General features: G+C 68.0%; 14 protein-coding genes. All 14 read left to right on the top strand.

The annotated features are described in order from the left end of the window. The first annotated feature begins 81 nt into the window (after positions 1-81). On the top strand, positions 82-1,011 hold the full coding sequence (gene prmB, locus AC06FA_RS17535) for a 50S ribosomal protein L3 N(5)-glutamine methyltransferase (protein ID WP_108754847.1): 930 nt from the start codon (positions 82-84) through the stop codon (positions 1,009-1,011). After that, positions 1,008-2,111, top strand: coding sequence for a chorismate synthase (aroC, locus tag AC06FA_RS17530; RefSeq protein ID WP_478069404.1), 1,104 nt, complete (start codon positions 1,008-1,010; stop codon positions 2,109-2,111). The genes prmB and aroC overlap by 4 nt, the downstream gene beginning before the upstream one ends. Next, positions 2,104-3,141, top strand: a complete 1,038-nt coding sequence (locus tag AC06FA_RS17525; protein WP_478069403.1) for a 2-hydroxyacid dehydrogenase — start codon at positions 2,104-2,106, stop codon at positions 3,139-3,141. The genes aroC and AC06FA_RS17525 overlap by 8 nt, the downstream gene beginning before the upstream one ends. 91 nt (positions 3,142-3,232) lie before the next feature. After that, positions 3,233-4,261 (top strand): aspartate-semialdehyde dehydrogenase, encoded by a 1,029-nt coding sequence (locus tag AC06FA_RS17520; protein ID WP_478069402.1) that lies wholly within the window; start codon positions 3,233-3,235, stop codon positions 4,259-4,261. Positions 4,262-4,467: 206 nt separating this feature from the next. After that, positions 4,468-6,408, top strand: a complete 1,941-nt coding sequence (locus tag AC06FA_RS17515) for a motility hub landmark protein FimV (RefSeq protein WP_478069401.1) — start codon at positions 4,468-4,470, stop codon at positions 6,406-6,408. A gap of 21 nt (positions 6,409-6,429) precedes the next feature. Beyond that, the gene (locus tag AC06FA_RS17510; protein ID WP_478069400.1) at positions 6,430-6,789 is read left to right on the top strand and encodes a VOC family protein; all 360 of its coding nucleotides are present in this window, start codon (positions 6,430-6,432) and stop codon (positions 6,787-6,789) included. A 32-nt stretch (positions 6,790-6,821) separates the two neighbouring features. Next, the gene (gene truA, locus AC06FA_RS17505; RefSeq protein ID WP_478069399.1) at positions 6,822-7,592 is read left to right on the top strand and encodes a tRNA pseudouridine(38-40) synthase TruA; all 771 of its coding nucleotides are present in this window, start codon (positions 6,822-6,824) and stop codon (positions 7,590-7,592) included. Next, positions 7,589-8,245 carry a phosphoribosylanthranilate isomerase gene (locus tag AC06FA_RS17500; protein ID WP_108750241.1) on the top strand — a complete coding sequence of 219 codons (657 nt, stop codon included), beginning with the start codon at positions 7,589-7,591 and terminating at the stop codon, positions 8,243-8,245. The genes truA and AC06FA_RS17500 overlap by 4 nt, the downstream gene beginning before the upstream one ends. Before the next feature lie 185 nt (positions 8,246-8,430). After that, on the top strand, positions 8,431-9,105 hold the full coding sequence (locus AC06FA_RS17495; RefSeq protein WP_478069398.1) for a hypothetical protein: 675 nt from the start codon (positions 8,431-8,433) through the stop codon (positions 9,103-9,105). Continuing rightward, on the top strand, positions 9,102-11,120 hold the full coding sequence (locus AC06FA_RS17490) for a flotillin family protein (protein ID WP_478069397.1): 2,019 nt from the start codon (positions 9,102-9,104) through the stop codon (positions 11,118-11,120). The genes AC06FA_RS17495 and AC06FA_RS17490 overlap by 4 nt, the downstream gene beginning before the upstream one ends. Before the next feature lie 85 nt (positions 11,121-11,205). Then, positions 11,206-16,578 (top strand): DNA repair ATPase, encoded by a 5,373-nt coding sequence (locus tag AC06FA_RS17485; protein ID WP_478069396.1) that lies wholly within the window; start codon positions 11,206-11,208, stop codon positions 16,576-16,578. Beyond that, positions 16,575-17,276: a hypothetical protein gene (locus AC06FA_RS17480; RefSeq protein WP_478069395.1), complete on the top strand. Its 702-nt coding sequence runs from the start codon at positions 16,575-16,577 to the stop codon at positions 17,274-17,276. Before AC06FA_RS17485 ends, AC06FA_RS17480 begins: the two co-directional genes overlap by 4 nt. A gap of 44 nt (positions 17,277-17,320) precedes the next feature. After that, entirely contained in the window at positions 17,321-18,430 is a 1,110-nt protein-coding gene (locus AC06FA_RS17475) for a toxic anion resistance protein (RefSeq protein WP_478069394.1), read from the top strand. Positions 18,431-18,473: 43 nt separating this feature from the next. Beyond that, positions 18,474-19,058: hypothetical protein (locus AC06FA_RS17470; protein ID WP_478069393.1), on the top strand; the 585-nt coding region annotated here is incomplete at its 3' end.

Raw genomic sequence — 19,058 nt, 5'->3', positions numbered from 1 at the left:
GCCGGATCGTTTCCGTCGCAACGGATGCCGGCGCAGGCTGCAAGCCCTATAATCATTGGCCACTTTGCCCGCAGTACCGCCATGACCGCTGAAACGGCCGCCGAACTCCACACGATCATCGACCTGATCCGCTACGGCACCAGCCGTTTCAACGCCGCGGGCCTGACCTTCGGGCACAGCTACGACAACGCCCTGGACGAAGCCACCCAGCTGGTGCTGCACAGCCTGCACCTGCCGCATGACCTGGGCCCGGCCTACGGCCAGGCGCGCCTGCTGCAGGAAGAGAAGCTGCGCGTGCTGGAACTGTTCCAGCGCCGCATCGACGAACGCATCCCAGCCGCCTACCTGACCGGCGAGGCCTGGTTTGCCGGGCTCAGCTTCAAGAGTGACAAGCGCGCCCTGGTGCCGCGCTCGCCCATCGCCGAGCTGATCGAGTGCGGCTTCGAGCCGTGGCTGGCCGGCCGCGACGTCAGCCGCGCGCTGGACCTGTGCACCGGCTCGGGCTGCATTGCCATCGCCATGGGCCACTACTACCCGAACTGGGAAGTGGACGGCGTGGACCTGAGCGACGACGCGCTGTCGCTGGCCGAAGAGAACAAGGAGCGCCTGCAGGCGCACAACGTCACGCTGCTGAAGTCGGACCTGTTCAACGGTCTGACCGGTCGCCACTACGACCTGATCGTCACCAATCCGCCCTACGTCACCAACGACGAGACCGATGCCCTGCCGCAGGAATACTCCTACGAGCCGGAAATGGGCCTGCGCGCGGGCGATGACGGCCTGGACCTGGTGCTGAAGATCCTGCGCGACGCCCCGCTGCACCTGAGCGAAGACGGCCTGCTGATCTGCGAAGTGGGCGAGTCCGAACAGCACCTGATCAAGCTGCTGCCGGAAGTCGACTTCGCCTGGATCGAATTCAAGGTCGGCCAGATGGGCATCTTCGCGGTCGAATGCCGCGAACTGATCGCCCACAGCGCCCGCATCACCGAACTGGCGGCGCAGCGCCCGTGAGCTCCAATTCGTTCGGCAAGCTGTTCACCGTCACCACGTTCGGCGAATCGCACGGGCCGGCCATCGGCTGCGTGATCGATGGCTGTCCGCCGGGGTTGGCGCTGGATGCGGCCGAATTCGCCCACGACCTGCAGCGCCGCGCCACCGGCAAGAGCCGGCATACCTCGGCGCGGCGCGAGGCAGACGAGGTCGAGATCCTGTCCGGCGTGTACCAGGGCCTGACCACCGGCACCCCCATCGCGCTGCTGATCCGCAACACCGACCAGCGCAGCAAGGATTACGCCAACATCGGCCAGCAGTTCCGGCCGGGCCATGCCGATTACAGCTACTGGCACAAGTACGGCATCCGCGATCCGCGCGGTGGCGGGCGCTCCTCGGCGCGGGAAACCACCATGCGCGTGGCTGCCGGCGTGGTCGCCAAGAAGTGGCTGGCCGAGCGCTTCGGGGTAACCGTGCGCGGCTACCTGTCGCAGCTGGGCGATATCCGTCCGGCCGGTTTCGACTGGTCGGCGGTGGAGGACAACCCGTTCTTCTGGCCGCACGCCGAACAGGTGCCGCAGCTGGAGGCGTACATGGACGCGCTGCGCAAGTCCGGTGATTCGGTCGGTGCGCGCGTGGACGTGGTGGCCGACAACGTGCCGCCGGGCTGGGGCGAACCCATCTACGGCAAGCTTGATGGCGACCTGGCCGCCGCGCTGATGAGCATCAACGCGGTCAAGGGCGTGGAGATCGGCGACGGCTTCGCCAGCGCCGCGCAGAAGGGCACCGAACACCGTGACCTGCTGACCCCGCAGGGCTTTGCCAGCAACCATGCCGGCGGCATCCTCGGCGGCATTTCCACCGGCCAGCCGGTGGTCGCCTCCATCGTGCTGAAGCCTACCTCCAGCCTGCGCCTGCCGGGTCCGTCGCTGGATACCGACGGCAATGTGGTGGAAGTGGTCACCACCGGCCGCCACGACCCCTGCGTCGGTATCCGCGCCACCCCCATCGCCGAGGCCATGATGGCCCTGGTGCTGATGGACCAGGCACTGCGCCACCGCGCCCAGTGTGGCGACGTCGGCACCATTACCCCGCGCATTCCCGGGCAGATCGATGGCTGATACGCGGCCGACGGTATGGGTGAGCCAGCCGCTGATCGACGCGGCCATCGCGCCGCTGCGCGATCACGTGCGGCTGCTCGCCACCGAAACCGTCACCGCCTGGTCGCCGCAGCAGATCGCCGAGCAACTGGCCTCGGTCGACGGCGCCATCATCACCCTCAACGAGCGCATCGGCGCGGCCCAGCTGGCCGATGCCGCGCAGTTGCAGGTGATCGCCAACGTCGGCGTGGGCTACAACAACCTGGACGTGGACGCGCTCAGCGCGGCCGGCATCCTGGCCAGCAATACCCCCGATGTGCTGACCGAAACCACCGCCGACATGGGCTTTGCCCTGCTGATGGCCACCGCGCGTCGCATCACCGAATCCGAGCGCTGGCTGCGCGAGGGCAAGTGGGGGCAGTGGTCGTTCCAGACCATGCTCGGCGCCGATATCCATGGCAGCACGCTGGGCATCCTCGGCATGGGCCGTATTGGCCAGGGCATTGCCCGGCGCGGCGCGCACGGGTTCGGCATGAAGGTGCTGTACCACAACCGTTCGCGCCTGCCGGCCGACACCGAAGCTGCACTGGGCGCGACCTACGTCGATCTGGACACGCTGCTGGCGCAGTCCGACCACCTGGTCACCGTGCTGCCGTACACCCCGGCCTCGCACCACATCATCGACGCGGCCGCGCTGGCCAGGATGAAGCCGTCGGCCACGCTGGTGAACATCGCCCGCGGCGGCATCGTCGATGAACTGGCCCTGGTCGATGCCTTGGCCAACGGCCGTCTGGCCGCCGCCGGCCTGGATGTCTACGAAGGCGAGCCGAAGGTGCGCCCGGAACTGCTGGCGCTGCGCAACGTGGTGCTGACCCCGCATATCGGCAGCGCCTCGCTGGGCACGCGCACGGCGATGGTGCAGCTGGCGGTGGACAACCTGCTGGCGGGCCTGGGCCTGTCGGGCAGCCCGACTGCCATGCCGAGCGCGATCAACGCCGACGCGGCCCTGGCCGCGCGTGCCGTGCTGGGTAAAAAAAGCGGTAAACGATAGGGAACCTCCACGCGCCCCGTCCGAGGAGGTTCCCCGAACCCAGCTGTCGTGCGTGAGTTTTCCCCTTCCCGTTTTTCGTGAGAGTTCCCCCATGAGCAATGCACAACGCAGCTTCCACGTCGCCATCGTCGGCGCCACCGGTGCAGTCGGCGAGACCATGCTGTCCATCCTGGCCGAGCGCGGCTTCCCCGTCGGCACCCTGAGCCTGCTCGCCTCCGAGCGCTCGGCCGGTGGCGAGGTCGAGTACGAAGGCCAGAAGATCAAGATCCAGGACCTGGCCACCTTCGATCCCAGCGGCGTTGAAATCGCCCTGTTCTCGGCCGGCGGCAGCGTGTCCAAGGAATACGCACCGAAGTTCGCCGCCGCCGGTGCGGTGGTGATCGATAACTCCTCGGCCTTCCGTTACGACGACGACGTGCCGCTGGTGGTGTCCGAGGTCAACCCCGATCAGGTCGGCAACCGTCCGCGCGGCATCATCGCCAACCCGAACTGCTCGACCATGCAGATGCTGGTGGCGCTGGCGCCGTTGCACCGCAAGTACGGCATCGAGCGCATCAACGTGTCCACCTACCAGTCGGTGTCCGGCGGTGGTCGTTCGGCGATGGAAGAGCTGGGCAAGCAGACCGGCCAGCTGCTCAGCTTCCAGGAGATCGACCCGCAGCGTTTCCCGGTGCAGATCGCCTTCAACCTGATTCCGCACATCGACGATTTCCAGGACAACGGCTTCACCAAGGAAGAAATGAAGCTGGTCTGGGAGACCCGCAAGATCCTCGGCGACCAGAGCATCCTGGTGAACCCGACCGCGGTGCGCGTGCCGGTGTTCTACGGCCACTCCGAATCGGTGGCGATCGAAACCCGCGACAAGGTCACCGTGGCCGAAGCGCGCGCGCTGCTGGAACAGTCGCCAGGCGTGGAAGTGGTGGATCGCCATGAAGCGGGCGGGTACCCGACCCCGGTCACCCATGCGTCGGGCACCGATGCGGTGTACGTCGGCCGCATCCGTGAAGACCTGTCGCACCCGCGGGGTCTGAACCTGTGGATCGTGTCGGACAACGTGCGCAAGGGCGCTGCCCTGAACGCCGTGCAGCTGGCCGAACTGGTCGCCGCCGAACAGCGCTGACTCCTGCTTCTGTAGAGTCGAGCCACGCTCGACTGCTTCTTCTTGCTCGACTGCTTCGAAGGCAGTCGAGCAAGCTCGACTCTACGGGGCATCGCCCCACCCGGCAGGCGCGGCCCGCCGTATGTGGTGGGTGCGGACCTTGGTCCGCACGGACTGCCTCACCCGGTGGGTGCGGACCTTGGTCCGCACGCTTTATAGTGTCGCCCATGAACAAACGGGCCAAGGGCGCACGACGCCCGCTCACCTATCTTTCCGCGGCGCTGCTGGCCCTGGCCAGCAGTTCGGCCATGGCCCTGGGGCTGGGCGACATCCGCGTACTGTCGCGCCCGGGCCAGCCCCTGCTGGCCGAGATCCCGGTGGTATCGGCCGACCCCTCCGAACTGGAAAACCTGCGGGTGGCCCTGGCGTCGCCGGTCACCTTCGAACGGGTGGGCCTGCAGCGGCCAACCGGGCTGGTCAGCGAGCTGCAGTTCGAACTGACCACCAACGCGCAGGGCAGGGCGGTGGTGCGGGTGACCTCGCAGACCCCGGTCGAGACCCCGTCGCTGAGTTTCCTGATCGAGGCCGACTGGGGCCAGGGCCGGCTGGTGCGCGAGTACTCGGCGCTGGTGGATGCGCCGTCCAGCGCCTTGGCCGTGGCCGAGCCGGAAATCGTGGCGCCGGCAGGCATGCTGCCGGACACGATCACGCGTGACACCGCCGCACCGGTCGCGGCCGTGGCGGCCCCCACCGCGCCCGCCAAGCCGTCGACCGGCGCCGCACGCCCGACCCCACCACGCGCGCCTGCCCCTGCACCGGTGGTCGCCGCAGGCAGCGTGACCGTGCAGCACGGCCAGACCCTCTCGCAGATTGCCGACGCCGTCGCGCGGGGCAACCAGGTCAGCCGCGACCGCGCCATGATCGCGTTGCTGCGCGCCAACCCCGAGGCCTTCATCCGCGGCAACGCCAACCTGCTCAAGCAGGGCGCGGTGCTGCGCGTGCCGGACCAGGCCACGCTGGCTGCGGTCGATGCCGCCGAAGCGGCAGCGATGCTGCGCGAACATGCGGCGCAATGGCGGCAGGCACGCACCGTGCCGCAGCCGGCCGGTGCGCCCGCAGCGGTCGCCACCACGGCGTCGGCCGCACCGGCAGCCGCCACTGGCGCACGTCTTGAGATCGCTCCTGCGCTGGCGGCCGACGCCGCGCATGCGGGCACAACCACCGGCACTGCGGCCGGCAGCGAGGGTGACATGCTCGGCAATGAACAACTGCGCCAGGCCAAGGAAGACATCGCCACCCGCGATGCAGAGATCGGCGAGCTGAAGCAGCGCGTGGCCGAACTGGAAAAGCTGAAAGACCAGCAGCAGTCGCTGATCGCGCTGAAGGACAACGATCTGGCCGCCGCCCAGCAGCGCCTGGTGCAGCCGCCGGAGGCCGCCAGTGCCGGCACGCCCTGGTACTGGCTGGGCCTGCCGTTGCTGCTGATCGTGGCCGGTGCCGCGTGGTTGATGCGCCGGCGCAAGCCCTCGCCCCTGCCGCCGCTGCGTGACGAAGGTGACGCCACGGCCTTGGCCGCAGCCGTGCCTGCCGGTGCCGCGCTCGATACCCTGGCCGAGCAGTCAGCGTGGGCATCCACTGCGCCGGGCGAAGGCCGTCAGGAACCGGCGATGCCGGAGTGGGCCACCACGGCCGACACCGACCCGCCGCGCGCCCAGGCATTCGAGGTCATCGCGCCTGCTGGCGCGCCCGAAGACGAGGTGCCGGCCGACGTGGACCTGCCGCCGCAGTGGGAGGCGCCGGAACCGGAAGCCGAGCCCGCGCCGGTGGTTGCGGACGCATCGGCAACAGAGGCCGTGGGTGTGCCCGACTACGCGCTGCACGCCGAACAGCAGCCGCAGTTCCGTGGCGTGTTCGATCTTCCGGCCGAAGCACATGACGATGCGCAGGCGGCAGACGCGCACCAGACCGAGGGTGAACTGCCCGAACCGCAGCCGTCCGAAGCGCACGACTGGGTGCCACGCCCCGGCCAGGAGCGGCTGGAACTGGCCATCGCCTATCTGGATCTGGGCGACGCGCAGACCGCGCGCACCCTGCTGCAGGAAGTGGCCGAGCAGGGCGACCTGCATTGCCAGACGCAGGCGCGTGAACTGCTGGCCCGATTGGACTGAATCCACGTGACGGAACCTGCCATGAGCCGCGAACACCGCATCGACTACGTTGAATTCGCTTCCAGCGATCCCGCCGCCAGCCGTGCGTTCTTCGAGACGGTGTTCGGCTGGTCGTTCGTCGATTACGGCAGCGATTACACCGCCTTCGACGATGGCCGCCTGCAGGGCGGCTTCTTCCGCGCAACACCGCAGCAGGCCAGCACCGGTGCGCCGCTGCTGGTGCTCTATGCCGACCAGCTGCTGCCGGTGCAGAGCGCGGTACAGCAGGCCGGCGGCCGCATCGTGCGCGAGGTGTTTTCCTTCCCCGGCGGCAGCCGCTTCCAGTTCATCGAACCGGGCGGCAACGAACTGGCGGTCTGGTCCGAGCGAGACCCGGCCTGACCGCCACCCCCAAGGCAAGATCGAGGTAGCACATGCGTTACGCGCTTGGCGTCGAATATGACGGCAGCGATTTCAGGGGCTGGCAGAACCTGGGCGAAGGTGGTCCCAGCGTGCAGGCCAGCCTGGAACAGGCCCTGTCATCGGTCGCCGACGCGCCGCTGCAGGTGGTCTGTGCCGGGCGTACCGACGCCGGCGTGCACGGCCAGTGCCAGGTGGTCCATTTTGATACCGAGGTCGTGCGCGACCCTCGCGCCTGGATGCTGGGCACCACTACCCGCCTGCCGCGCTCGATCGCCGTGCGCTGGTGCGTGCCGGTGGCCGACGATTTCCACGCCCGCTTCTCGGCCCGGGCCCGGCGCTATCGCTACCGGCTGCTGAACCGCGAAGTGCGCCCGGCCCTGGACCGGCAGACGCTGAGTTGGGAGCGCCGTGCGCTGGATGCCGGGCTGATGCACCAGGCCGGACAGGCCCTGCTGGGCGAGAACGACTTCAGTGCGTTCCGCTCGGTGCAGTGTCAGGCCCTGCATGCGCGGCGTGAGCTGCAGTCGCTGCAGGTCAGCCGCCAGGGCGAGGTGATCGAGGTGGCGGTGCAGGGCAATGCATTCCTTCATCACATGGTTCGCAATATCGTCGGTTCGCTGATCCTGGTCGGCAGCGGCGAAAAACCCGTGGAATGGATCGCCGAACTGCTGGCCGGACGCGACCGCACCGTGGCCGGGCCCACCGCTCCCCCGCAGGGACTGGTGTTCCTGGGGCCACTGTACCCCGACAACTGGCACCTGCCCGCCGAGGTCACTCTATGAGCCGCTCGTACTACCGCACCCGCATCAAGTTCTGTGGCATGACCCGCGCCGGCGACGTGCGCCTGGCCGGTGAACTGGGCGTCGATGCGGTGGGGTTCATCTTCGCCCGTGAAAGCAGCCGCCGCGTGGCCCCCGCCGAGGCCCGGGCGATGCGCCAGGCGATCGCGCCGATGGTTGATGTGGTGGCGCTGTTCCGCAACAACAGCAAGGAAGAGGTACGCGAGGTCCTGCGCACGGTGCGACCGACCCTGCTGCAGTTCCATGGCGAGGAAGACGAAAGCTTCTGCCGCAGCTTCAACATGCCGTATCTGAAGGCCATCGCCATGGGCGGCCGTGAGGAGGTCAACGCACGCACGCTGCAACTGCGTTACCCCAGTGCGGCGGGCTTCCTGTTCGACAGCCATGCGCCGGGCGGCGGCGGCGGCACCGGCGTGGCGTTCGACTGGGCGCGCATTCCTACCGGCCTGCACCGGCCCTTCCTGCTGGCCGGGGGGCTGACCCCAGACAACGTGAAAGAGGCCGTGCTGGCCACCCTGCCATGGGGCGTTGACGTATCCAGCGGCATCGAAGTCGAGCCGGGCATCAAAGACGGCTACAAGATGCGGACCTTCGTGGAAGAAGTCCGCAGCGCCGACTGCACGGTGTTGGACTGATCCCGCCAGCCGGGGCGCGGCCGCAACGGCCGCCGCCCGAGGTCTTCACATTTGTCCCTGCACGTCCTCTTCACATAGGATAAAAGGGAACGCTGCGGCCATGAGGGCCGTGGCGGGGATCGACGGGGCCGCCACCGGCGGTGTCCGAACGGGCGTATCGCGCCCACAGCCCTGGAAGGCAAGCGATGCAGGAGTTCCTGACCGTAGTGTTCGGTTACCCGACCCTGCCGTACAGCGTGGTGCTGTCGGTGGCGCTGGTGTATTGGGGGCTTGCCGCCTTTGGCCTGGTCGATGACGGGTTCGGCGATCTCGGCGCCGATGGCGCGCTCGACGGCGGCACCGATCTGCATGGCCTGTCCGCCCTGCTGCAGCGCTTCGGCCTGGGCGGGGTGCCGGTCATGGTGGTGGTCACCCTGCTTGCCTTGTTCGGCTGGGTACTGACCTATTTCGTCCACCTCTATCTGCTGCTGCCGTTGCCGGACCTGCTGCGCTGGACCATCGGCACCGGCGTGGCCCTGCTGGCGCCGCTGCCAGGCGTGCCACTCACCGCCCTGCTGCTGCGCCCGATCCGCCGCTTCCTGCTGCGCCTGCAGCCGGTGCCGCAGGCATCGCTGCTGGGCCGGCTTGGCGTGGTCGCCTCGCCGAAAGTGGATGCGCGCAGTGGCCATGCCACCGTCGACGACGGCGGGGCGGGGCTGGTCCTGCAGGTGCGCAGCGACATCGAACTGCAGCGTGGCGAGCGCATCGTGCTGGTCGAGCACGTGGCCGAGCAGCACTACTACCGGGTAGTCCGCGCCGATGCGGTCGCCCTCGATTTCCAGGACAACCTGCTTCCGGGCAACAAGGAGAATCACCCATGAGTTTCAGTGGCGCGGCCCCGTTCCTGATCATCCTGATCACCGCCGTGGTGGGCCTGCTCGGCCTGGCAGGCCTGTTCAAGGCGTTCTACCGCAAGGTTGACCAGGGCGTGGCCCTGATCGTCAACGACATGAGCTCCACGCCCAAGGTGCACTTCACCGGCGCGCTCATCATTCCGGTGCTCTACCGCGCCGAGCTGATGCGCATCAGCCTGATCACCCTGCAGATCGACCGCCGCGGCAAGGAGGGCCTGATCTGCCGCGACAACATGCGCGCCGACATCGCCGTGGCCTTCTACCTGCGGGTGAACGAAACCCAGGCCGACGTGCTGCGCGTGGCCAAGGCCATCGGTGCCGACCGTGCCTCCGACAAACACGCGGTGGACGAACTGTTCAATGCCAAGTTCTCCGAGGCGCTGAAGACGGTCGGCAAGAAGTTCGACTTCACCGAACTGTTCGAGAAGCGCCAGGAATTCCGCGACGAGATCATCGCGGTGATCGGCAACGACCTGAACGGCTATGTGCTGGAAGACGTGGCCATCGATTACCTGGAACAGACGCCGAAGGCGCTGCTGGACCAGTTCAACATCCTCGATGCGCAGGGCATCCGCAAGATCACCGAGCTGACCGCTGCGCAGAACGTGGTGACCAACGAGCTGGAACAGAACGAAAAGCTCGCCATTACCAAGAAGAACGTGGAAGCCCGCGAGGCGCTGCTGGCCCTGGAACGCCAGCAGGCCGAGGCCGAAGCCCGGCAGAAGCGCGAAATCGAAACCATCCGTGCGCGCGAGGAAGCCGAGACCGCCAAGGTGCAGGAAGAACAGCGCCAGCTGTCCGAGAACGCACGCATCGAAGCGCAGCAGCTGATCGAGATCCGCGACCAGAACCGCCTGCGCGAAGTGGAAGTGGCCGAACAGAACCGCCAGCGTGCCGTGGCCATCGAGGCCGAGCGCGTGGAACGCGCCCGCCAGCTGGAACAGGTCACCACCGACCGCGAAGTGCAGCTGCAGGGCGTGGAGCGTGACAAGGTGGTCGAGCAGGGCAAGATGGACGTGGCCAACATCACCCGCGAACGCATCTCCATCGACAAGACCGTGGCCCAGGAAGAGGAGCGCATCAAGGAAGTGCGCGAAGTGTCCGAAGCCGACCGCCAGAAGCAGGTGCTGATCCTGGAGGCCGAAGCCAAGGCGCAGGAAGCGCTGGTGCGCGAAGTGAAGGAAGCGCAGGCACGCGAAACCGCCTCCAAGCACCGCGCAGTGGAGCTGACCACCCTGGCCCAGGCCGAGCACGAAGCCGCTGGCAAGCAGGCCGAAGCCAAGCGCCTGTTGGCCGATGCATTCCGCGCCGAACAGGCCGCACCCGGCCTGGCCGAAGCACAGGTGCGCGAAGCCTCGGCGCTGGCCATCGAGAAGGTCGGCATTGCCGAGGCCCGCGTGATCGAGGCCAAGGCCGATGCCACCCTGAAGCAGGGCAGCAACGAGGCGCGCGTGCTGGCCGAGACGCTGCAGGCACAGGCGCAGGGCGAGGAGAAGATGGGCCTGGCCCGTGCCACCGCCACCGAATCGCTGGGCAATGCCGAGGCCGGCGTGGTGCAGAAGAAGCTGCTGGCCGAGGCCGAAGGCCTGGTGCGCAAGTTCGAAGCCATTGCCTCGCTCAGCGACCAGGCGCGTGGCCACGAAGAGTTCCGCATGATGCTGGACAACAGCCTGAAGCAGTCGCTGGCCTCGATCGAGGCGGGCAAGGAAGTATCGCGCGAGAACGCCAACGTCATCGCCAGCGCGCTGCGCAACGCCGACATCGATCTGGTCGGCGGCGACGGCGGCATGTTCGAGAACCTGGTCAAGGCCGTTTCGCTGGGCAAGTCGATCGAAGGCTTTGCCGGCAAGAGCCCGATCGTGCAGGAACTGATGCAGCGCTACCTGGGCGTGGCCGTGGCCGAGCCGGCACCGCGGCAGATTGCCGAGGACGCCGACGCGGTGCCGAGCGTGTCGGCCACCGTGGTCGACAGCGCCCGTTGATGCACCGCGCGGTGGCCGTCATGGCCACCGCACGTCCACGACGGCCGCCGCAGCGGCCGTCCATCCGTGAGCGGGAAGCCTGCTGATGTCTGAAACGAATTCAACCGCCGACAGCGCCACCGCGGCGGTGGCCGACACCGTCGACCAGGCCGTCGCCCAGGGCGGTGCCTACGAAGTCCTGCGCCGTCGCCTGGTCGAACAGGGCCAGCGCCTGCAGACGCTGGCCGAAACACTGAACCAGCAGCGCCTGGCCGAGTTCGGCGACAGCCGCCTTGAGGTGGTTGGTCGCTTCCGCATCCGCAGCGAGAACAACTGCGTCGGCCGTGACATCGTGCAGGTCGGCCCCGATCGCCTGCTGTTCGGCTACAACGTGTTCATCGGGCTGAAGACCCAGACCCGCATCGAGGATGTGTTCGGCCTGTATCGCCTGGTGCAGGGGCCCGATGGCTACGACGTGGCCACGCTGGAGCTGAAAGGCAGCTTCCTCGACCAGCCCGGCTTCGTGCATGACTTCAACGAGCTGTACGCCTACTACAAGCACGCGCGGCTGCTGCAGCTGATCGTGGTGGGTGACAAGCTGCTGGCTTCGTTCCAGATCGGTGAACGCAGCAGCGATGTGCGCGTGTTCCGCTGGGCGCTGTCCAGCGAGGGCGAGCTGACCTACCTGGACGCGCGTGGAGAGCGGGACATCGCCCTGCCGCCGCCGTTCGATTTCGAGTGGACCAAGGCCACCCGCGACCTGGCCGTGAATGGCCGCCACTCGCACCTGAACATCCTCGACACGCTGTTCGTGGAAACCACCGGTGGCGACCTGACCATCAAGGTGGAAAACAATACCGAGACCGGGCAGGGCATCTACAGCGAGCCGGTGGAAGACAGCACCCAGTCACTGGACGATGCGCAGTTCGAGTTTGCCCGGGTCGGTTCGCTGCTGCTGCTGAAAGTCCTGCCGTACCGCGAAACGCTGTGGCGCGGGCTGATCTACAACACGCTCACCGGTGCGATCGTACGCAACGATGCCATCGTGCAGGCCTGCGTGCAGCTGCCCGAAGACCACGGCGTGATCTTCCCTGGCGGCTATTACCTGCAGGGCGGTGAGCACAAGGCGTTCGACGCCTCGATGGCCGGCATGCAGTTCAAGCGCAGCATCCGCTCGCCCAACGGCGAAGACGTGCTGTACATCTTCTATGAGCGCGAAGGCGGCCGTTCGGCCCTGTTCGTGTACAACACCATCCAGCGCGTGCTGCAGAACCCGGTGTTCGGCCATGGCTACGCGTTCATGCAGGATGGGCGCATGGTGCTGTTCCATGCCGAAGGCACCGAACCCACCCGCATCCATCCGATGCAGGTCTGGCAGACGCCGTTCAGCAGTGACGAGTTCGCCGCCAGCCGGCCGCCGGGCAACACCTTCATGGGCCGCATCGGCAATGCCGAACTGGTGCGCGGCATCTCCAACCTGTTCAACCTGGCGCGCGAGATCGACGGCCAGGACGTGTCGGTGCAGCGCTACCAGCGCCTGGTGGCCGACACCCGCAGGCTGTTCGACGCCCACCACTGGCTGGGCGACGAGGCCTGCGACGGCGCCGAAGCGCTGCTGCGGCAGATCAGCGCCACCGGCGAATCGGTGCTGGACGAATACGAGAAAGTGCAGTCGATCCGCCAGCAGTCGGCGCAGGCCATGGCCGAAGCGGAGGCCGCGTACAAGGCACTGCTGGGCCGGCTGCAGCCGGAAAACTGGAACGAAGTGCAGGCCTTCGTCGAGGCGTTGAACGCGATCACCGCGCTGCGTGGTCGCCTGTTGACCCTGCGCGAACTGCGCTACATCGACACCGACCGCATCGAGGCCATGGGCGCCGAGCTGGTGCAGGCGCACGAGCGGGTCGGCGCGGCCACCGGCAGCTTCCTGGCCGGCGACGCGGCGCTGGCACCGCTGGCTGCGCGCCTGCAGGCGCTGGACGACGCCGCCCAGCAGGCCGCCAGTGCGCGCCAGCTGGACGAGCAGCTGCAGGGGCTGCGCGACATGGCCGCCGACCTGGACATGCTGTCGCAGCTGATGGCCGGGCTGAAGGTGGACGACGCCACCGCGCGCACGCGCGTGGTGGAAGCCATTTCCACCCTGTATGGCCGCTTGAACCAGGCCCGCGCCCGCGCCGAACAGCGCAGGAAGACCCTGGGCAGCGCCGAATCAGTGGCGCAGTTTGCCGCGCAGTTCGCGCTGTTCTCGCAGTCGATCACCAGCGCGTTGGCCATGGCCAGCGATCCGGAAAAGGCCGATGACCAGCTGTCGCGCCTGCTGGTGCAGCTGGAAGAACTGGAAAGCCAGTTCGGCGAGCATGAGCAGTTCCTCGGCGACATCCTGAGCAAGCGCGAAGAGCTGGTTGAGGCCTTCGACACGCACAAGCAAGCGCTGCTGGATGACCGCCAGCGCAAGGCGCGCTCGGTGCTCGACGCGGCCAATCGCATCCTCGACGGCCTGGCCAAGCGCACCGAACGCTTCGCCAGCGCCGACGAACTGAACGCCTTCTTCGCCGGCGATCCGCTGATCCTCAAGCTGCGCGAACTGGCCGAGCGCCTGCGCGCGCTGCGCGACAACGTGAAGGCCGACGACATCGAGGCCCGCCTGAAGGGCGTGCGCGACCAGGCGGTGCGCCAGTTGCGGGATCGCAGCGACCTGTACGAAGCCGGCGGCAATGTCGTGCGGCTGGGCCCGCGCCATCGCTTCAGCGTGAACACCCAGGCGCTTGACCTGACCCTGCTGCCGCGCGGCGATACGCTGGCCATCCATCTGACCGGCACCGATTTCCTGGAAACCCTGCACGACCCGGAACTGGACGCGCTGAAGCCATTCTGGCCGGTCACCTTGGACTCGGAATCCGAAGCCATCTATCGCGGTGAGTACCTGGCCGGCTGCCTGCTGCGCGCCGCCGAAGCGGGGCACGACGGCCTGGATCTGCCGCAGCTGCTGCACGATGCCGCCGAACCGGATGCGCTGGACCAGCGCGTGCGTGCGTTCGCCGCGCCGCGCTACCGCGAGGGCTACGAGCGCGGCATCCATGACCATGACGCCGCACTGATCCTGCGCGCGCTGCTGCCGCTGCAGCAGGCCGCCGGTCCGCTGCGGCATGCGCCGCGCGTGCGCGCGCTGGCCCTGTTGTTCTGGGCCGCGCAGCAGCGGCAGGATGCCGTGGCGCAGTGGCCCAGCCGCCAGGCCGGCGCAGACACCATTGCCCGCCTGTTCGGTTCGGACGAAGGGCGGCAGGCGCTGCGCGCGGAAATGGCGCAGTCCCTGCATGACCACGCACAGGCACACGGCCTTCCGTTCGACGCCGACATGGCCGCCGACGCCGCGTCCTACCTGGCCGATGAACTGCGCAATGGCGAGCCGGTGTTCAGCATCAGCCGCCACGCGCAGGCCCTGCTGGACGCGTTGTCCCAGCAGTTGGAACAGGCCGGACAGCGCGAGGCGTTCGAGCGCGCACTGCAGCGCAGCCAGGACCCGCTGGCCACGCGCTGGGCGCTCGCCGGGCAGTGGCTGCGTGCATTGGCGGGCCTGCCGGCGCAGGCCGCGCACGCCGGTTACGTGGACGAGGCTGCGGCATTGCTGCTGGTGCAGCGGCAACTGCGCACGCGAGCCAGCGAGGCCGTCCTGCGCGCGGAAGTGAAGGGGCTGCTGGGCGAGCATCCGCGCATCCACGGCGGCACCCTGGTGCTGACGCTGGACGATTTCCAATCGCGCCTGCAGCACCACCTGCAGCGCTTCGTGCCGTCCTTCCATGCCTACCAGAGCGTGCGCCAGGGCATCATCACCCGCGAACGCGACACCCTGCGCCTGTCCGAATTCAAACCGCGACCGCTGTCCTCGTTCGTGCGCAACAAGTTGATCAACGACGTCTATCTCGGCGTGATCGGTGACAACCTGGCCAAGCAGATGGGCACGGTGGGCGAAAACAAGCGCAGCGACCTGATGGGCCTGCTGATGATGATTTCGCCGCCAGGTTACGGCAAGACCACGCTGATGGAATACGTGGCGCATCGCCTGGGCCTGGTTTTCATGAAGATCAACGGACCGGCGCTGGGCCATGAAGTGCGCTCGCTCGATCCGCAGCAGGCGCCCGATGCCACCTCGCGGCAGGAACTGGAGAAGCTGAACCTGGCGCTGGAGATGGGCAACAACACCATGCTGTATGTCGATGACATCCAGCACACCCATCCGGAGTTCCTGCAGAAATTCATTTCGTTGTGCGATGGCACGCGCCGCATCGAGGGCGTGTGGCGCGGCAGGACCCGCACCTATGACATGCGCGGCAAGAAGTTCTGCGTGGTGATGGCCGGCAACCCGTATACCGAGTCCGGCGAGGTGTTCAAGATTCCGGACATGCTGGCCAACCGCGCCGACATCTACAACCTGGGCGACGTGCTGGGCGGCATGGAGGCAGCGTTCACGCTCAGCTACATCGAGAACAGCCTTACCTCCAATCCGGTGCTGGCACCGCTGGCGACCCGGGACATGGCCGACCTCTACCTGCTGGTCGATCGCGCGATGGGCAAGGACGTGTCCACCAACGGTCTCAGCCACGCCTACAGCGGCGCCGAGGTCAATGAGATCACCGCCACCCTGCAGCGCATGCTGCGGGTGCGCGACGTGGTCTACCGGGTCAACCAGCAGTACATCGCCAGTGCCGCGCAGGATGATCGCTACCGCACCGAGCCGCCGTTCCGGCTGCAGGGCAGCTATCGCAACATGAACAAGCTGGCCGAGAAGATCTCGCCGGTGATGAACGAGGAAGAGCTGCAGCAGCTGATTTCCGACCATTACCTGGGCGAGGCGCAGCTGCTGACCACCGGTGCCGAAGAGAACCTGTTGAAGCTGGGCGAACTGCGTGGCGTGCTGGATGACGCACAGGCGCAGCGCTGGGCGCAGATCAAGCGTGATTTCCTGCGCAACAAGGCCATGGGCGCCGATGAAGGCGACGTCGGTGGGCGCGTGGTGGCGCAGTTGGCCGACATTGCCAGCGCACTGCAGTTGCCGCCGCCGGCGCCCGTGCAGGCCCCGGCGCCGCCGGCCGAGCCGGCACCGTGGCCGGCCCTGCTGGACGCGCTGCAGCGCCTGGCCGAGGCGCGCCCCGCGGCAGTGCCAACCAGCGCGCCGACCGTGGTGCAGTCAGCCCCGCTGGCCGAAGACCTGCAGGCTGGCCTGGCGCCCTTGCTGCAGGTGCTGGCAGCGTCGCAGGAACAGCAGCTGCAGTTGTCGCAGACCCTGGCGGCATTTGCCGGCTGGGCGCGGCAGCAGGTGCAGTCCGAGCCGGTGGCCGACCTGCGTCGGCGGCCGCGCGTGCGCCGTGCTTCCACGCCGGAAGAGCGCGCGCTGGACGAAGCGCTGATGCGCCACTTCTATGGCGAATCACTGCCGCCGGACACCGGCGCCGACGATACGCCGCGGCCACCGCCGCTGCCGTGACCCCGCACCTGCCCACGCCGCAGTTGCCTGCCAGCGCCGATGCCACTGCGCTGGCCGACTATGGCGCGCCGCTGTTGCGCGCGCTGCAGGCCGATGAGCCCGCCGCCGCCGTCGGCGATGGACACGGCCTGGTGCAGGCGCTGGCACGCATCGCGCTGGCCGTTCAGGCGGCCGACCCGGCACGGCTGCGCCAGCAGGAGAGCTGGTGGGGCCGGCTGCTGGGCCGCGACGTCACCCGCCAGGCGCAGGCGCAGCAACTGCAGTCGCAGTTGGGGGTGCTGGTGCTGCAGGCGCGCGAGCAGGCGCAGCAGCTGCACGTGCAGCTGCAGCAACGAGAAGCCGCCATCACCCACGCCGAAGCGGCGGCCGAGGCGTTGCAGCAATGGGCCGATGCCGCGCGCCCGTTGCTGGCCACGTTGCCCGGCCACGCACAGGCCGGCCTGGCCGCGCGGGTGGATCACCTGCAGCGCCTGTCGGCGCTGCGCGCCATGGACGCGCGGCAATGGCAGCTGTTGAACGCGCAGGACCAGGGGCTGCTGCAGCGGTTTGCCCATATCCACGACACCCTGCTGCCGGCCTGGCGACAGGCGGCGTTGGCCGACCATGCGCAGGCCCGTACCACGCAGGTCGCGCAGGCCGCCGACCTGCAGGCACAGATCGACCACGAAGTGGCCGCCGCTCAGGCTAGACTGCGCTGAGCCGGCCGCCGCTGCCGCATTACCATCTGCAAGGAGACTGCCCCATGACCCAGGACAGCCACAGCAACAGCGGCCTCGTGCCGAGCACTGCCGTCCCCGCCACGATCGACGACAGCACCCTGCAGGCCCTTGGCCTGGTGGCGGACGACCTGCCGCGCATCGCACAGATCCGCCAGGAACTGGACGACCTGCGCCCCGGCAACCTGCAGGTGTTCGGGCGTGAAGCCGCCACCCGCACCGCGGCGTTTTCCAGCCAACTGCTGGACCAGGTGCGCAACCGCGATCTGGACGCCAGCGGCGAGAAACTGGGCGAGGTCGTGCGCATTGCACGCAGCCTGAAACTGGACGGCTTCTCCCAGCGCTCGAAGGTGCCGATCATCGGCGGCCTGATCGACCGCCTGCGATCCTCCAAGGGCGAGCTGGTGCAGAAGTTCAGTGACACCAATGCGCAGATCGAGCAGCTGCTGGGCGATGTCGGCATGCAGCAGGCGCTGATGAACAAGCGCGTGGGCGAGTTCGATCGCATGCACGACATCGTGCGCGAGGAGCGTCATGCGCTGGGCCTGTATGCCGCGGCGGGCAAGCAGCGGCTGGCCGAACTGCAGGCCGAGCAGCTGGCTGGGCAGGGCAGCGACGACCCGCAGCAGCGCATCCGCCAGAGCGAGATCGACAACGCGATCCGTCTGATCGAAAAGCGCGTGTCCGACCTGCTGCTGATGCAGCATGCCGCCGATCAGTCGCTGCCGATGATCCGCCTGATCCAGGCCAACGCATTGCAGTTGATCGAAAAGTTCAACACGGTGCGCGAGATCACCATTCCCTCGTGGAAGCGCCAGTTCGCCATCCAGCTGTCGCTGGGCGAGCAGAAGAACGCGGCGGAACTGGCCAACTCGATCGACGATGCGACCAACGAAATGATGCGGCGCAATGCCGACCTGCTGCGCCAGGCCTCGGTCGATACCGCGCGCAGCAACCAGCGCGGGGTAATCGACGTGGCCACCCTGCGCCACGTGCACGACCAGTTGATCGCCACCGTGGAAGAAGTGCGCAGCATCCATCGCGAAGGCATGCAGCAGCGCCAGCAGGCCGAGGTTGAACTGTCGCGCCTGCGCGAAGATCTGCAGCAGCGCCTGGCCGCTCCCACCGCCCCCTGATCGGGGCGCGATCACCGCCGTCATCGAACCCAAAGGACTGATCATGACCCTCGCACCTCTGCCATCGCTGCGTCGTTCGGCCGGTTTCTGCATTGCCCTGGCCGGCGCGTTGCTGTCCTTGCAGGCCTCGGCTGCATCGCCGGCGGTGGACCCCGTTGCCGCGCTGGTGCAGGCCACCGGCGTGCAGTGCACGGATGCCAGGGCCGGCAAGGGATGTACCGCCGGTGACATCGCCAGTGGCGATTTCTATGACGTCGAGCTGTCGCCCGGGTGCGGTGCGCAGGGCTTCTTTGCCGGTGTCGCCGACGCCAAGGGCGCCGACGCGCTCGATCGCGTGCCCAGTACCGGCAGCAAGGCGGTGGCGACGGCACGGTTCGCGCAGGGCCAACTGGTCTGCGTGCAGGCCATTGGTCGCACAGGGCAGAACCCGCAGTACTACTTCGTGACATCGGTGCCGGCCAGCACCGTTGCGGCCTGCAGCGCAGGCAGTCCGCTGTGCAGCACCTATGGCGACCGGCCGATCCAGCACCTGCAGCGCGACCGTAGGCAGAGCTGCCAGCCTGCATCGCCCTCCTGCGCACAGGGGTGGGTCAGCGCCAAGGCCCTGGACGTGTTCTCCAACGGCCTG

The sequence above is a fragment of the Stenotrophomonas sp. Steno-C17 genome (assembly GCF_056393165.1).
The sequence above is the reverse complement of the archived record's forward strand: the minus strand, read 5'-3'. Positions and strand labels throughout refer to the sequence as shown.

Coding starts and splice junctions, on each gene's coding strand:
- prmB (WP_108754847.1), top strand. CDS start 82: ATGACCGCTGAAACGGCCGCCGAACTCCACACGATCATCGACCTGATC.
- AC06FA_RS17525 (WP_478069403.1), top strand. CDS start 2,104: ATGGCTGATACGCGGCCGACGGTATGGGTGAGCCAGCCGCTGATCGAC.
- AC06FA_RS17520 (WP_478069402.1), top strand. CDS start 3,233: ATGAGCAATGCACAACGCAGCTTCCACGTCGCCATCGTCGGCGCCACC.
- AC06FA_RS17515 (WP_478069401.1), top strand. CDS start 4,468: ATGAACAAACGGGCCAAGGGCGCACGACGCCCGCTCACCTATCTTTCC.
- AC06FA_RS17510 (WP_478069400.1), top strand. CDS start 6,430: ATGAGCCGCGAACACCGCATCGACTACGTTGAATTCGCTTCCAGCGAT.
- truA (WP_478069399.1), top strand. CDS start 6,822: ATGCGTTACGCGCTTGGCGTCGAATATGACGGCAGCGATTTCAGGGGC.
- AC06FA_RS17500 (WP_108750241.1), top strand. CDS start 7,589: ATGAGCCGCTCGTACTACCGCACCCGCATCAAGTTCTGTGGCATGACC.
- AC06FA_RS17495 (WP_478069398.1), top strand. CDS start 8,431: ATGCAGGAGTTCCTGACCGTAGTGTTCGGTTACCCGACCCTGCCGTAC.
- AC06FA_RS17490 (WP_478069397.1), top strand. CDS start 9,102: ATGAGTTTCAGTGGCGCGGCCCCGTTCCTGATCATCCTGATCACCGCC.
- AC06FA_RS17485 (WP_478069396.1), top strand. CDS start 11,206: ATGTCTGAAACGAATTCAACCGCCGACAGCGCCACCGCGGCGGTGGCC.
- AC06FA_RS17475 (WP_478069394.1), top strand. CDS start 17,321: ATGACCCAGGACAGCCACAGCAACAGCGGCCTCGTGCCGAGCACTGCC.